Below are 15,988 nucleotides of genomic sequence, written 5' to 3'. Positions count from 1 at the left end.
GTCAGTTACCAATATTCAAATTCCATTAAAGAATCTTAAAGTGAGTTTATGTGTACATGCTATTGTAAGTGAAAAGAAATAATTAAATATAATGATAGTGAACAATACATGCTAGAAAGAGTTACCGATAATAATCATGAAATTTAAATGAATATGTCAGTACATTACATCTTAAAAAGAGAACAGGGATATATTTGTGAATTCCAATATAATTTAGTCTGTTATGTTAGATTTTCTCAACAATATCGAGATGGTTACAGATGTTTAATTTCATTCTGATAAAACAATGATATGGAATCTCTGCCAATTTGTTTTGAACGATAAAGAGCGTCGTCAGCTTTACTAATTAGTTGATCTTTTTCTACTAGATTTGCAGAAGTAGAATGGGCAATTCCGATACTAATTGTTACTGTATCTGTAACCGTTGAAGTTTTATGTTGGATTTTTAATTTATGAATGACATCATTCATATCTTTAGCTATATCAACAGCTTCTTCAACGGATTTCCCATCTAATAAAGCAAAGAATTCTTCTCCGCCATACCTTGCAAAGAACCCTCCAACCATATCCAATCTATTTTTCAATGATTGAGCGACTAATTTTAGTACCTCATCCCCTTTTTGATGACCATATGTATCATTAAAAAGCTTAAAACAATCTATATCGATCATAAATACTGTAATTGGCCTCAATAAATCCTTGTTTATCTCCCAAACCTCTTCATAATTTTGGTTGAGTGACCGTCTATTCGGAACATTTGTTAGAGTATCAATGTTTGAAAGAATTTCGAGCTTCTGATTCAGTTGTTTTAGTTCATTTTGTGATCGCTCCAGTTGAGAAGTTCTTATTTGCACTTTTTCCTCAAGGGTGTTATTTAGTTCTCCTAAACGAATAGACAGGGTTTCAACTTTTTGAAAGGTAGATGCATATTTAATAGCAAGAACGATGGACTGAGCAAAGATAAAGATATATAATCCAACACTTGTAAAATCACCTGTATGAATCAATTCATTGTAATAAAGGACATCATTTAAGGCTGTACAAGTAAAAATGACGGTTGAGATTAATAAAACCCTTACACCTGGAACATTTCGCTTCCACGCTTTGGTCAATTCAAAAAGTACATACAACATTATCGCTGTCATGATCAGTTGATAAAAGTTAATCGTATACGAAAAAACTTTAGCAGGTGTAAATAAGACAAATAAAGAATAAAGTAAACTTATAAAAAAGAACATTTGTAAAACGGATTTTTTAATATAGTTAAGAAACATTGCATTGAGAAACAATAAAAATACTGGAAACGCGATTGAAATCGTCCAATATTCGATTTTTCTATGCCATTCCCAAGAGAAATTAGGGAGTAGATCGGTTAAAACTACCTCGCCGACTATCAGCGAGCGAAGAGCAATTAGTAAACAAAGAATCCCAAAATAGAGAGCAGCTCGATCTGTTCTACGTAGAATATAAATAACAAAATGGTAAAATCCGAAAATAGTTAAACCACCAATAATAAACATTTCTTTAAGCATTCGTTTCTCAGCCATACTTATTAACTCTTCTGCATTTCCGAACAAAAACTCTCCCCAAATTCCACCGTTTCGTTCAGAGTAATTGGAAACCTGTAAAACTAGATCAAATTCTGGCTTATCTAAATCAAGAGCGATGACTTGTGGATTAGAGGTTGGGCGTTCATCTTTTGACCTCATACCAATTTCACCAATTTGACTCACTAATTTCCCATTGATCCATAGTTTCGATGCATTCGAAATAAGCGGTACATAAAGTCCCTTAGGAGTTGATAAGCTCTCCTCATTTACTTTTATTTTAAGCGTATATGTGGCGTGTCCCTCACCTGGTAATGTCTCATTGTTTATTTCAGAACCCCTCCAAATATGAGGAAATGAAACAAAAGTTGAAGGATTATCCGGTACCTTTTCCGGTTTGAGGAATTTATGCCAATATAAACCCCACTCCCCACTCATCTCTACATAATTGTGCTCTTCAAAATTTATATCACGTAAATCAAGTACCCCATTTTTTGCTGTTATCTCATTACCATGAACTGCAAAATTAACAGTTGGAGCAACTGTCAAACAAGTAAACACCATCAGAAACAATAATAAAAGGAATTTTTTAATTCTTTCCACACTTATCTCTCCCCTCGTCTTTTGGTGCGACCATTCCTTAGATGTCAAAAACGAAGTATAAATATACAGTAGACACATGTATTTTAAACAGAACAAATGAAATGGATTTCATATAACAAAGTAATAAAGAAAACATAGCAAAAATAGATAGTTTTCAATTGATGAATAAATTGAAGTGTTAAGAATTCTTTTTGAACAACCTCTTTAATTACACTTATTCTACAACTATATCGAAACCTAAATATTTTATACAGAAGAATCCTTAAAACGAAGTTGACTTAGTCCCATTATGGCTTAAGTGCTAACCGGGGACAAGGACTTACTCACAAATGTCGATTCCCAAACGAAATAATATTTAGCGTCTCTTCATCCACAAGGAAGACTAGGAAAACCTGAAGAAATAGCGAAGGCAGTTTTTTTCTTAGCAAGCGATGATGCTAGTTCTGTGAACGGTGCAACACTTCTTGTTGATGGCGGCTATACTGCAAAGTAACAGGATTTTTGAAAGAAGTATTAAAAAACCTCATTTAGATACATCATGGTGAACCTTATCATAAGTAGTAGTTTATATACATTAAGTAATGGTAAGTAGAAAAAATGAACGCAAATTGGCAAATGCCAGTATGCGTTCATTTAAATATTCAAAAAATTATTTTGCGCGCTTGACTTCAATTCTATAACCATCAGGGTCTGTCACGAAGAAATAAGACGGTGTGCCGCCTGAAAGTCCTTTTAATTCACCTGTTTCGTAAGCAGAAGCTTTACAGATTTCGTGCATTTTTTCTAAGTCTCCAACAGTTACACCTAGATGACTGAAGCCATCTCCTACAGTGTATGGATCTGCATCGTAGTTGTAAGTAAGCTCAATTTGTACAGAAGAACCGGGAGAGTTTAGATAAACTAAATCAAATTTATTTTCAGGAAATTTTCTGTGGCTAGCCACTTCGAAATCAAATAGATTCGTATAGAAGTCTAAAGTAGCCTCAAGATCTCTAATACGTAGGCAAATTTCAACAAGTGCTTGTTCCATAATATCATCCTCCAATAATTTATTATCTTTATTCTAGCATGAATAGGTCATCTGCGCACATTTCACCAGTGAAACAATTGTTGGATTAAATGATTTGAGGACTCCAATGTATGGCAGAATAGCGCAGAAAAAAACATTATAAAAACTATAAAAAGATCTCTATTTATTTCTATACAATAAAATAGAGGTCTTAATTTTTGTTTTATCAAAAAAGTTTGTAAGATTTTGACAGTTAATGCGTCTTATACGTAGGAGGTGAGAAAGTGGTGGAACTTGAGGAGATATATTCATTATATTTTAAAGATGTCTATTTCTTTGCATATAGCTTAACCAAAGACAAGCATCTAGCAGAAGATATTACGTCTGAAACCTTTTTAAAAGCATTAAAATCCTTGGATAGTTTTAAAGGTGAGAGCGATATACGTGTATGGCTTTTTCAGATCGCTAAAAATACTTATTACTCCTACTTAAGGAAGTCTAAAAAGGAGACGGGACTTGATTCACTGGAAGAGATCAAAGCTGAAACAGATATTGAAAAAACTGTTTTTGCAAAAGAAGAATCGATGAATATACATAAAGTTCTACATCAGCTTTCTGAACCTTACAAGGAAGTTTTCACATTGAGATTGTTTGGAGGATTAAGTTTCAAACAGATAGCTGAACTATTTGACAAAACGGATAATTGGGCTTGTGTGACTTTCTATAGAGCGAAAACAAAAATAAGAGAAGAAATGAGGAAGAACGAATGAAGGTATCCTGCGATGTTATAAAAGATCTTATTCCATTGTACGCGGAAGGTATGCTGAGTGACGACACTATCCAACTGGTAGAGTCGCATCTGGAAGACTGTGAAGAATGTCGACATATGCTGAATGAATTAAAACAGCCCTATCAGGCTCCTTTAGATACTAACGCTATGCCTTTGCTAAAGGTGAAGGCTGCATTAAGAAAGAAAAAATTAGTAACAATCATTCTGACTTTTGTTTTTGCACTACTATTTTTTACCATTTTCTTTGCTTTTGTGACTGAACCAAAATACATTCCGTATAGCCAAGATATCATTCAAGTAGACGAACAATCAGATGGTTCCGTCGTTGTTGAATTCAGTGGGAAGGTATCGGACTATCAACTGGATCGATATTCGGTAGAAGGAGAATCTAATATGTCTTATCGTTTAACTACTTGGACAAATAGTTTAGATGAATTCTTCCAGTCGAACGAGGTCGATTCTATTTTGCTAAACACAGAAGATGAAATAGTCTCATCTGTTTATTATGATCAGAATGACGGGTCAGAATACCAATTAATATATGGGATTGATGAAAACCCAAATGGGGGAACAGTTACTTTGCCGCGATTGAATCTATCTTATTATCTTGGAGCAGTTATTATATTTAGTGGGTTATGTCTGGTCGTGGTCTTGTTGTTTAGGCAGCATAAACAAATTGTTGAGCTATCCTTTAAGGCATTTTTACTGCCTGTAGCGTATGTTATAGCCCACTTAATCATCATGGGGATGTCTTCCGCCTCTTATCATTCAACAAGAGATTTGCTAGCTATTATATTGATTACGATGCCACTATATGCCTTGATGTTACTTGGACTAAGCCTTTATTCTATAAGCAGAGAAAGAAACCGTATCGAGAAAATTAAATAAAGTAGAAGCCACTGCCAACTAATAGAATATAACGTAATTCTAATTTTTATATTTAATAGTAAAGGTAAAAAATAATCTTTATCTTTATAAAGTAATAGCTTTCCAACATAAATTAAACTAATATTACGGTAAATAGTACCAATAGAGGAGTCGTGAGATGAAAGGATTATCCTTTGAAATTCCCAATATGCAGGGAAAGTATTTACTTGATATTTTGGAAGAAACGAATCTAAAAGATATGAACTGGTGGATAGGCGGAGGAGAATCTTATAAAATTCAAAACAATACATTAGGAGATTCTCTTTTCTCTGAAGAGTGGGAGATGGATAAAATTGGCGGAGAAAAACTGCACAAATTGATATCACAACAAGAGTACTATCTTATCTTTTGTGACTTAAAAGGCTTTCCAAAGAATTCAGATGCAAAAGAAGTCTCAACATATGAAGAATTTTTGGAAAGTGACTGTCAGTTTGTATTGAATTTGGTAGATTCCTCGTATACAACAATCTACTCTAAGAACCAGATGACGATTGAGAACTTATATACAAAAGCAATCATTTTAGGATATGAAAATGTGAGTTACTTAGAAGACGAAATTGATGGAAATACTACGCTTATTGCATTTTAAATATCAAGCAGAATTACAAATGAATAATGGCTCGATAAATCTAATTTAAGAGGTATAAAGATGAGAAAAAACAAGCAATTACTATTCACAAAAGTTCTGTACGGTGTGTTTTTCATTGCAACGATTCTTTCACTTATTATAGTTTATATAGATTCAGATAGTGACCTGTTGTTCAAGTTTGTTTCAGCCTATGTCTTTCTGGCATTTTTTATGGTGCTGTATATTCCAATAGTAACGATTAAAAATTTGAAAGTGTTCAAATGGCGGGACATAAGAAAGAGTTTGGTTACGTTTATCATTCTTTTTTTGTCGTTTAGCGTTTTGAATTATGGATTCAACTATATGTTTAGGCCTGAATCACTAGACCTCATCAAAACACTTTCTGTAAGTTTTGGTCTATCTGCCGGTATTGCTTTTTTTGATTTCACATTCCTCAAAGAAAACTCCACAAAATATAAAGGTTAAGGATGCTCAATCTAAAAAAGTAGTTAACAAACAAGGGAATACAAAGAACTGAGCTTAAGTAGAAACCTTTTATAGAGTGGTTTCTGCTTTTTATTTTCATGAAAAATGTTTATTGATTCGAATGAGAGTGGTAAACTCTAGACTACAGAAGAATCTGTTATAATCATTCAGCGTAGAAAAAGAAAGCAGGAAAATATGAATAAGCAATCATTTGAAACATTTGAAATTAGCCCAGAAATATCAAAAGCATTAACGAGTTTACGTTACTTCCACCCGACAGCGGTACAGGAAGCGGTTATTCCATTGGCCTTAGAGAAACAGGATGTTATTGTCGAGTCTCAGACAGGTAGTGGAAAGACCGTTGCTTTTGGTATTCCACTTTGTGAACAAGTAGAGTGGGAAGAAAACAAACCGCAATCTTTGATCTTAGTTCCAACTAGGGAATTAGCGCTACAAATCAAAGACGATCTTATGAATGTAGGTCGATTGAAGCGGATAAAGGTTACTGCGGTGTTTGGTAAGTCGCCTTTTAAAATACAAAAATCTGAATTGAAACAAAAAAGTCACATTGTAGTTGGCACGCCGGGCCGTATTTTAGAACATCTAAAAGAAGGTACATTGGTAGTCGATAAAATCAGCAGCTTGGTTTTAGATGAAGCCGATGAAATGTTGAATATGGGCTTCATTGAACAGGTAGAAGAAATTATTGGCCATTTACCGACAGAACGCCAAACGATGCTATTTTCTGCGACAATGTCATCAGAAATCAATCGTTTAGCTAGCTTTTACATGAGAGATGACCGAGCTTCTGTGAAAATGGAAGCATCAGTGGAAAACACGCCTAAGATTTTACACTCTTATATTAACGTAGAAGAGTCTTCTAAGGAAAAACTGCTTTTAGACTTACTAACGATTGAGAACCCAGATGGCTGTATCATCTTTTGTAATACCAAAGACGCAGTAGACTCTGTTGTAAAATATTTGGACGAAGCCGATCTGCCAGTCGATAAGTTACACGGTGGTATGGATCAAGATGACCGCTTGGATGTAATGGATGAATTCCGTTCTGGAAAACTACGTTACTTGGTGGCGACAGATGTAGCTGCTCGTGGAATTGATATCGACAATGTGACACACGTTGTAAACTATGATGTTCCTGTTGAAAAAGAGAGCTATACGCACCGAACAGGCCGAACCGGTCGAGTAGGTAAAACAGGACTAGCCTTAACGATGGTCAGTAATACTGACAGAAGACGCTGGCAGGAAGTTCGTGACTATACATTTGATGGTAATCAAGAGCTTACGGAAATAACGGCTCCTAACGAACGTACAGTTACTCGTGCCAAGGCAGCTTTTGAAAAGAAAATAAACACACGTATTGCACCTAAAATCGCCCGTAATCAAGAGTTGAATAAGGACATCACTAGAGTTTACTTTAACGGTGGGAAAAAGAAAAAACTGCGCGCTATTGATTTCGTTGGGACATTAACGAGTATCAGAGATGTGTCAGCTGAAGATATAGGGATTATTACGATTCAGGAAAATGTTACCTATATCGAAATCATGAATGGTAAAGGGACTTATGTCATTTCCGAAATGCAAAACCGCACAATTAAAGGAAAAAATTTAAAAGTAAATAAAGCACGTAAGTAAATAGAAGCGTGCTTTGCGATAAACACATTATTTTTCAACTAATGAAAAATAATGTGTTTTATACTATCTTAATTTTTATCTACTAGTAAAAGCCGTATTACTCAGATAAAATAAGCATAAGATTGAATTTACATAAAAAGAGTTAACTGTACGGGGGACTGAAATGAGCAAAATAGTGAGCAGTATGTTATCGCTACTCAGTTTGACAACTCTTTCGGCTTGTTCAAGTTTAGAAGAAGTGACTGTAGTAGAAGAAACCCAGCAAGACGTTAATGATGCGGAAAGCATAGAACAATCTTTTATCCAAAATGACGAATTAGTCCCTGATTTGCGTACAGAAGCTCCTTCTGTAAAACGGATAAGTGCAGGCTACGATGTGCAAATGGACTTTGAATATATGTATGAAGAAGTCTTTTGGGGTGTTGAAGAAAATGAGGATTTACCGTACCAATTTCCTTTTGTCCATCCAGGTATTGTAAATGTTGGAGACAGTATTATAGTCGATTGGAGCGCAATAGATCCACAACCTTCTGATATTACTTTAATTGAAGCAAATCCAGATGATGATCCTGTAATAATCAGTGAAAAGAATGTTTCCGAGGGTAGAAATATAATGATTGAGATTGGTGAAGAAGAAATCGGAAAACAATATGCTCTTCAGTACTTATGGAAAGATGGAGAACTCGTTGCTGGAAAAACGATGCTGAATTTTAAAGTTGAATAAATAAATTTATACTGTAATAGACGTAAGTAAGCCTCGATTAAGTAGTCCTATATGATCTTTATCACTTATTTAAAGGAGACGACAATATGGAGCCATGGACATTTGAACCGCCGACAGAACATTATGATGAAAAGCTTGCAACGATAGATGATAAAATTTGTCAGTTAATGAAACAACGTAAAGTACTATCGAATGATAATCCAAGTTTTCCGACCAGAAAATACATTACGGACTGGTCAGAAAAATATGGCTTTAATGAAGAATTTTTAAATACGGTATTTTCAGACTTGTTAAATGAAAACTTATATAAACCTAAGGTAGAACCAAAGAATTTTCTTAAGAATATTCCTATTTTAAAAGCTTTTGAGAAAGAGGATATTTTTTATTTTGTTACTTTGATTCGTCAGTTTGAGAATGCCAGTGTGGTCGAATTAAATATCAGTGATAAGATCATCGGCGACACATCTGAATGGAATCACCCTGAGGAGCACTTAGAACTTTCAATTAAAGCAAAAGGTAAAGAGTTTGATTGTATAAACGATGGAGGCGGAGGTATCCCAGGAAGCATGACGAATACCTTTATAGTATCGCCTGCTTTACCTGATGATGTATCCGAATATGAGTTAATATTCCAAGCGTATAAAACAATTTTTGCTAAAGATGCAATCTTTGAATTTACTATTTGAGAATTGCAGATAAGGGAAAGGAATCATAGTGATAAAAAGATTTGAAATGAGTAAAGGAGCCACTGTATTTACTGTTACATTTGTAGTGTACTTCTTGATGCTGTCTTTAAGCTCGGGTGAAAGTATATCGACAATCATTTTTACATCAAGTTACGGAAGCTTTGTAGTCGCTTCTGTTGTTTCTGTTGTTTACAAATTATGTTCTCATATTAAGCGACTAATAAAAACGTAGGAATCTAAATAAAGTAGATAAGGAGTATACAATGAAACTACTACTATTAACAATCTGCAGTTTAGTTCTTTTTGCTTGTCAGTCAGAAGGTGCCACTGGAGAGTTTATAGCTAAGATTATATCTCTTAACGAAAATAGTGCAGTCGTTCTTGCAGAAGATCTTTCTGGATATCCTGGCGGAGCAGAAATTAGTGTATCCTTGTCAGAAGGAGAAGACTGGGAAATAGGAGACGTTGTACGGGTTGAATATAAAGGCGGATTTATGGAAAGCCACCCTATGCAGATTGATCAGAAAAATGTTGAGAAAATAGAATAAAATAAATTCTGATTGAACTTGATATAGTTTCAATTCAAAAGGGACTCCAAAGATTTACGGAGTTTCCTTTTTTTGTTCTATCCGCTAATCATTTTTGAGTAGAGATGTTGATTAGACTACATTTTGAAGCGCTTGTTGTATAATAAAAGTTAAGATCTTTGAATGCTATCAAAAGCACTCTTAAAAAAGTAAAAGACAATTATTTGAAAAAGGCATGTCAAAATTAGGGGTTGAGGAAGGGACAATGCTAAAAGAAAAACGATACATCATTGGATTTATATTGGTGAATGCATTCATACTAATAGGATGGAATATCCTATTTAGAAGCAATGAATGGTTGGCAAGCCTAGATATTCTTGTCCTTCAAACAATAGCAGTAGCATTTTGTTTTATCCAGTTCTATAAAGCATATAAAAAAACGCATAGTCAGCAGAAAATATTTTGGCATTTATTAAGTATAGGTACGGTGTTCTATCTTATTGGAAACTCACTTTGGCTATTTATGCAAATTATAAATGGAGGATTTTTATCTACGAGTGTCGAATTCTTTTTTTGGTTATTAGCCAGGATCATTTATCTAGTTGCTTTGTTTTATCGTATTAGGAGAATCAATACGACTAAATTCAAGAAAGTCTATTTTTTCAATATTCTGATTTTCATGATTACTACAGTTGCTATAACGATTTACTATCTGATAGAACCGACAGTGAATTATGCAGAACATTCAGTAGTAGCGATTATCATAACTTTGATGTACCCAACTATTAATTTGAGCATCCTATTAATGATTTTTATTCTTTCCTATCTGGTTCATAAAAAAATAGAAAGTAGCGTTATGTTGTTTCTTATAATGGGTTTTGTGATGACCTTTATTGGGGATACGTATTATTCTTATTTAGAGACCTACAATAGTTATTATCCAGGGAGCTTGGTTAATTATTTCTGGCTTATCGGGACATTCTTGCTTGGTCTTACAGGGTACTATGCAAAGAGGAATAGAGAAGTACGAGACTTATCTACTGAAGATTTTGATTTACAGAAAGTAGTTATTAATCCTTATATTAGTACATTGGTGCTAATCATTCTCGTCATCAATAGTTATGATTGGGCTGTGAATGCGCTTAGCTTCGGTGTACTGATTGTAATAGGGATGATTATTATCCGTCAATTATTTATCATAAAAGAAAATGGGGAGTTAATAGACGAATATAGTTATTTAGCTTATCATGATCCTCTGACCAATCTAAGCAATCGGGCTAAATTCACAGAAACACTTGAACTTGAAATGGAAAGAGTACAAGATAGAGAAATTTCATTGTTATTAATTGATCTCGATCGATTTAAAGTTGCCAATGATACACTCGGTCATCAAATTGGAGACGAAATTTTAGTAAAAGCTGCAAAACGTATAGAAGAAGTCCTTGAGCCTGATATGCAGGTCTTTAGATTGGGTGGGGATGAATTTGCAGTCATTATTCTTCAGAAAACAGATTCGAGATGTAAGGGAATGGCAGAGAAGATTCTTCAAAATATTCAAAAACCATTTAAGATTAATGATTATGAAGTTAGTCTTACAGCCAGTATAGGTATTAGTGTTTTTCCAAAAAACGGCAAATCCTACGAAGAACTATTCAAATTTGCGGATACGGCAATGTACTTGGCTAAAGATAGTGGAAAGAATGGCTTCAAATATTATGATGATGATTTAAGCGAGGTAATGGGGCGTCGGTTGAGAATCGAAAGTGATTTAAGAAAAGGGCTAGAAAAGAATCAATTCAAGTTGTATTATCAGCCGAAAGTAGACTTATTATCCAGAGAAATGATTGGGATGGAAGCTTTACTCCGTTGGAATCACCCAGAATTTGGATGGATTTCTCCTGAAGAGTTTATTCCTATTGCAGAAGAAACAGGGCAAGTTGTAGCCATTGGAGAATGGGTTCTAAGGAATGCCTGCAAGCAAAACAAAATTTGGCAAGAAAAAGGATTACCCGCGATAAAAGTCTGCGTCAATGTATCGGTTAAGCAATTTCAGCATGGTGGACTCTTGATGATTATTGAAAAGGCACTTGAAGAATCTGGTCTACAGCCGCATTATTTAGAAATAGAAGTTACTGAAAGCATTATGCAAAATACGAGCGAAACGAGTGAAGTGCTACATCAAATCAGAGAAATGGGTATAGAAATTGCCATCGATGACTTTGGAACAGGCTACTCTTCATTAACTGTCATTCAACAACTACCAATTGATACCATTAAACTAGATAAATCTTTTATAACCGGTATCAAAGATGACAACCAAAACAACAACCAAATAGATATGGTAAAGACTATCATCACATTAGGAGAGAATCTAAAATTAGATGTAGTGGCTGAAGGAGTAGAAACGGAATATCAGCTGATGAAGTTAATTGAAAGTAGATGCAAGATTGGTCAGGGTTATCTCTTCTCGAAACCTGTTGAACCCAGTCAGCTTGAAGAACTACTAAAAAGAAAACAGCTTTAAGCAACGGCTAAACTGTATTTAGTATTTGAATAAATTAAAAATGTCGATTCCCTATTCAATTAGAGAATCGACATTTTCTTTTATTTCTATCATGAATAAATAGAAGGTAAATCACTAGCAGGGGTTGGATAAGCAAAGATGTGGCTAGCAAGTTCACTAGCTGAAACCTTTTGCTCGATTAATTGACTGAAGTAATTGATCAATTCGTCTGCTTCGTTATTCAAGCAAGCTGCACCGACTAATAATCCGGATTGTTTGTCTTTCACGATTTTGATTGTTGAAATAGGTTCGTTGGTTCTGCGGTAATTGAACCACTGGGTAGCGTCAATTGTAGACAATTCGTAATCATCATTGGTTTCGTCTACCATCATGCCGATTTGAGCCATTTTAGGACCAGAGAATACCATTGTGGGAATACTTGGATAAGCTATCGGTTCTGTCGTTTTCCCAGTCATATAAGAGACGACGTAATTGGCCTCAAACGTACACACAGGCGTTAGTTTCGGTTGGCTCTTAGATAAGATGTCTCCGATGGCAAAAATAGCTGGATTGCTTGATTGAAGGTACTTATTGACCTTGATCCCTTTTTTGTCATACTCTACACCGGCATTTTCGAGTTTCAGCGTATCTGTGTTCGGAATTCTTCCGGTTGTACAGAAGACTAGGTCTGTGTTTAATTCAAAATCGGAATCATCTGTTAATGCATAACCAATAGAGGTTTTTTCAACTTTAGAAATATCTATGTTGAAGTGGAATTTAACACCTTTAGCTTCAAGTTGTTTAACTAACTGTTCGACAAGTTCTTGATTGAAGTCTTTAAGTGGTCTATCGTTATGTTGAATGACGTGAACTCTAGAGCCAGCTGCATTAGCAATTGCTGCAAACTCAAAAGCGATGTACCCTCCACCTACCAAAGTGATTGTCTCAGGCATTTCTGGAAGAGATAAGAAATCGTCGCTGGTCAAAAAATGCTCTTTTCCTTCAATGTCCAATATAGAAGGTCGTGCCCCAGCAGCGAGGATAAAGTGAGTTGCTTTCAATTCATCGCCATTTACCTCTAAATGGTTTTCGTCAATGAAGGTCGCTTTCCCAGTGAATGTTTCTACACCAGAAGATTCTAGACTACTCTTCATCTGTTCAGGAACGGGAGAAGTGAATGTTTCTTTAAATGCCATAAGTTCTGGCCAATTTACTTTAGGAGCTGAATTGAGTCCTTTTCCTTGTAGTTGGTTGACGTGAACTCTTGCTTCAACCGCTGATACGAGTACTTTTTTCGGATCACAGCCTCGATTCGGACAAGTCCCGCCCCATAAACTTTCCTCTATTATAGCAACGTTCTTACCTGCGGAGGCTAGACTAGAAGCTGTTCCCATTCCGGAAACCCCACTACCAATAACGACGACATCAAATTCTTTTACCATAGGTTTAATCTCCTTCACTACGTGTTTCCTTGAATGATCTGCATATTATTTTTAACACAGATAGTAAAATAGAGAAAATAAAAGAACTTAGAGACAGAATTACCAGGAAGGAAATTAAGCATTGAAAAGTAAAAAAAAGGATAATATTTTAAGATTTAGTGTTGATACAATATTAACCGAATAATCCACGTATGCGTTTTGAAAACGAATGAATGTTTTAATGAAAAAAGTCTTTTTAGAAAGATATATTGGAATTATAAGAATACCGGACAAACAGGGTTGCGGTAGTCAGGAAATATGTTAGTATATATTCTTATCAAATTCTACTTTGTAGTCTTAGTGAGGAATTTATAAATGAAACTTCCGATTGAAGATCCCGTTTTGATTTTTACCTCGGCAATGATTCTTTTTTTCATTGCTCCATTAATTATGAAAAAGTTTAAGATACCAGGAATAATCGGTCCAATATTAGCAGGAATTATAGTCGGCCCATATGGTTTACAAATCTTAGAAAGAGATCAGACGATTGAGCTACTAGGCAATATAGGGTTATTATTCATTATATTCATTGCCGGTCTAGAACTGGATATCGATGGATTCAAGAAATACCGAAATAGGAGTCTTTTATTTGGTTCCTTATCTTTTAACATCCCTTTAATACTAGGTACAGTTGTAGGAGTCGTTTTGGGATATAACTTAACAGGATCTATCCTACTTGGCTCCATAATAGGCTCCCATACATTACTGGCCTATCCGATTGCAAGTGCAATGGGTATCTCAAAGAACAAAGCTGTTACAACAGCGGTGGGAGGGACACTCTTAACTGATACATTTGCTTTGTTGATACTAGCCATTGTTACTGGCTCAACAGAAGGACAGTTAACCTTACAGTTTTGGTTAACTATGCTTTTATCACTGGTGGGATTTGCTTTATTAATTATGCTAGGCGTTCCAAAATTGTCAAAATGGTATTTCAGAAATTCAGAAAACGAAGGTATTACAACCTTCTCTTATGTAATGGTTATACTATTCTTTTCAAGTTCTCTAGCTATCTTGATTGGCATGCAGCCATTAATTGGGGCTTTTCTGGCGGGACTAGCACTTAATCGATTTGTACTTGATTATGGAACGTTGATGAATCGGATTCGCTTTTTAGGAAATGCCATATTTATTCCGTTCTTTTTGTTATCAGTCGGCATGCTGATGGATTTGAGTGTATTATTTAACAATCCGAAAGCATGGGTGGTTACAGCAGCTATTGTGGGTTCTGTATTCATAGGAAAAGCTGTGGCGCCATTTATTGTAAGTAAGGTTTATGGATATTCGCCTGAAGAACGCAACGTGATGATTGGTTTGACTACCCCACAAGCAGCGGCAACGCTTGCTTCTACGTTGGTGGGTTATAGGGTAGGTTTATTGGATCAGATGACTGTAAATGCCGTTATCATCATGATACTGTTAACTTGTTTCTTTGGATCGTATGTTGTAGAAAAATACGGTAGACAAGTTGCGCTCAACGAAGAAAGACAACCGAGTATAATAGGACAAGACATAAACCCAGAACGTATTCTTATTCCCATTGCGAACCTTAATACGATGGAGTCTCTAATTGATCTTGCAAGTATGATTAGGGAGTCTAATACGTATGAAGAGGCCTTGCATCCTTTAACCGTTGTTCAAAAAGATATCAATGCAGCACGTGATGAAGTAGCAAATGCAGAGAAAATGTTAGGACACGCGTTAATGTATGCCTCTGGTGCTGAAATTCCAATTCTTCCGATGACACGAGTAGATCAGAATGTCTCTAACGGTATTATAAGAGCGATGGCAGAAAGACGAATCGATACCGTAGTTATTGGATGGAACGCAGAAAGAAAGTTCAATCAAGTATTTGGAAATGTGATTGATCGTGTCGTTGAACAAACAACACAGTCCATACTGGTAACGAAGCTGGATCATCCTTTAGAGATTACCAGACGCATTGTTTTAATTATTCCTCGAGGCGCGGACCGTAAAGGAGGGTTCAGTAAGGCGATTGAAAAGGTTAAAACACTAGCAGTCCGCCTAAGTGCTTCTCTATTAGTATTGGTTATTGAAGATGCTAAAAGTATTTATGAGGATCATATGAACAAGATTAAGCCGGATCCGCCAGTCGAAACAAGAGAGATAGAAGATTGGAAAACCTTACAAGAGACATACGTGTATAATCTAAAAGATGATGATATTGTTGTAATCATGAGTGCACGAAAAGGAACCATTGCTTGGCATCCTCAACTTGAAGAATTACCAAAGAGTCTGGCTAAAGTAAAACCAAAAAGTTTTATTGTGTATTATCCTGAAGAAATGTAATAATGCTATAACTGATTATTAGATGATTGTATGCAATGAGCGAAGCGTAGACGTACCGCTATAAGATCCTTACGGGATTTTTTAGCGGTACGTTTTTTAAATAGGTTATATATAATCATTAGCAATTAAATCATACCAAAATACTTTGAACCTAGTATGCTATGATTAGAGTTG

13 protein-coding genes and 1 pseudogene are annotated in these 15,988 nt (G+C 35.2%); 11 read left to right on the top strand and 3 right to left on the bottom strand.

The genetic code is table 11. The annotated features are described in order from the left end of the window. Window positions 1-254: 254 nt before the first annotated feature. Complete coding sequence (locus tag LG377_RS00720; RefSeq protein ID WP_225742822.1) at window positions 255-2,150, bottom strand: diguanylate cyclase; 1,896 nt, start codon at window positions 2,148-2,150, stop codon at window positions 255-257. Window positions 2,151-2,505: 355 nt separating this feature from the next. Here LG377_RS00720 and LG377_RS00715 point away from each other — a divergent pair. Beyond that, window positions 2,506-2,643, top strand: a pseudogene (locus tag LG377_RS00715) (SDR family oxidoreductase); the annotation flags it as partial. Between the two features lie 156 nt (window positions 2,644-2,799). On the opposite strand, the gene LG377_RS00710 reads toward LG377_RS00715, so the two are convergent. Further along, window positions 2,800-3,180: a VOC family protein gene (locus LG377_RS00710; RefSeq protein WP_225742821.1), complete on the bottom strand. Its 381-nt coding sequence runs from the start codon at window positions 3,178-3,180 to the stop codon at window positions 2,800-2,802. A 263-nt stretch (window positions 3,181-3,443) separates the two neighbouring features. Between LG377_RS00710 and LG377_RS00705 the strand changes: the two genes are divergently transcribed. From LG377_RS00705 to LG377_RS00665, 9 genes are all read left to right on the top strand, one after another. After that, the gene (locus LG377_RS00705; protein WP_225742820.1) at window positions 3,444-3,929 is read left to right on the top strand and encodes an RNA polymerase sigma factor; all 486 of its coding nucleotides are present in this window, start codon (window positions 3,444-3,446) and stop codon (window positions 3,927-3,929) included. Further along, complete coding sequence (locus tag LG377_RS00700) at window positions 3,926-4,837, top strand: zf-HC2 domain-containing protein (RefSeq protein WP_225742819.1); 912 nt, start codon at window positions 3,926-3,928, stop codon at window positions 4,835-4,837. Before LG377_RS00705 ends, LG377_RS00700 begins: the two co-directional genes overlap by 4 nt. A 157-nt stretch (window positions 4,838-4,994) precedes the next feature. Further along, window positions 4,995-5,465 (top strand): DUF2691 family protein, encoded by a 471-nt coding sequence (locus LG377_RS00695; protein ID WP_225742818.1) that lies wholly within the window; start codon window positions 4,995-4,997, stop codon window positions 5,463-5,465. A 60-nt stretch (window positions 5,466-5,525) separates the two neighbouring features. Next, window positions 5,526-5,930, top strand: a complete 405-nt coding sequence (locus LG377_RS00690) for a hypothetical protein (protein ID WP_225742817.1) — start codon at window positions 5,526-5,528, stop codon at window positions 5,928-5,930. 195 nt (window positions 5,931-6,125) lie between these two features. Then, on the top strand, window positions 6,126-7,583 hold the full coding sequence (locus tag LG377_RS00685; protein WP_225742816.1) for a DEAD/DEAH box helicase: 1,458 nt from the start codon (window positions 6,126-6,128) through the stop codon (window positions 7,581-7,583). A 163-nt stretch (window positions 7,584-7,746) separates the two neighbouring features. Further along, on the top strand, window positions 7,747-8,307 hold the full coding sequence (locus LG377_RS00680) for a hypothetical protein (RefSeq protein WP_225742815.1): 561 nt from the start codon (window positions 7,747-7,749) through the stop codon (window positions 8,305-8,307). An 86-nt stretch (window positions 8,308-8,393) separates the two neighbouring features. Beyond that, on the top strand, window positions 8,394-8,993 hold the full coding sequence (locus LG377_RS00675; RefSeq protein WP_225742814.1) for a hypothetical protein: 600 nt from the start codon (window positions 8,394-8,396) through the stop codon (window positions 8,991-8,993). Window positions 8,994-9,256: 263 nt separating this feature from the next. Then, window positions 9,257-9,541 carry a YobA family protein gene (locus LG377_RS00670; protein WP_225742813.1) on the top strand — a complete coding sequence of 95 codons (285 nt, stop codon included), beginning with the start codon at window positions 9,257-9,259 and terminating at the stop codon, window positions 9,539-9,541. Between the two features lie 244 nt (window positions 9,542-9,785). Next, window positions 9,786-12,044 (top strand): bifunctional diguanylate cyclase/phosphodiesterase, encoded by a 2,259-nt coding sequence (locus LG377_RS00665; RefSeq protein ID WP_225742812.1) that lies wholly within the window; start codon window positions 9,786-9,788, stop codon window positions 12,042-12,044. A gap of 89 nt (window positions 12,045-12,133) precedes the next feature. Here the strand turns inward: LG377_RS00665 and LG377_RS00660 are convergent, their stop codons facing one another. Beyond that, a complete protein-coding gene (locus LG377_RS00660; RefSeq protein WP_225742811.1) occupies window positions 12,134-13,465 on the bottom strand; it encodes an NAD(P)/FAD-dependent oxidoreductase in 1,332 nt (443 codons plus the stop codon). A gap of 354 nt (window positions 13,466-13,819) precedes the next feature. Here LG377_RS00660 and LG377_RS00655 point away from each other — a divergent pair, with 354 nt between their 5' ends. Next, window positions 13,820-15,814 (top strand): cation:proton antiporter, encoded by a 1,995-nt coding sequence (locus LG377_RS00655; RefSeq protein WP_225742810.1) that lies wholly within the window; start codon window positions 13,820-13,822, stop codon window positions 15,812-15,814. Window positions 15,815-15,988: the final 174 nt, after the last annotated feature.

Source organism: Marinilactibacillus sp. Marseille-P9653 (assembly GCF_916618885.1).
GTDB lineage: Bacteria > Bacillota > Bacilli > Lactobacillales > Carnobacteriaceae_A > Marinilactibacillus.
The sequence above is the reverse complement of the archived record's forward strand: the minus strand, read 5'-3'. Positions and strand labels throughout refer to the sequence as shown.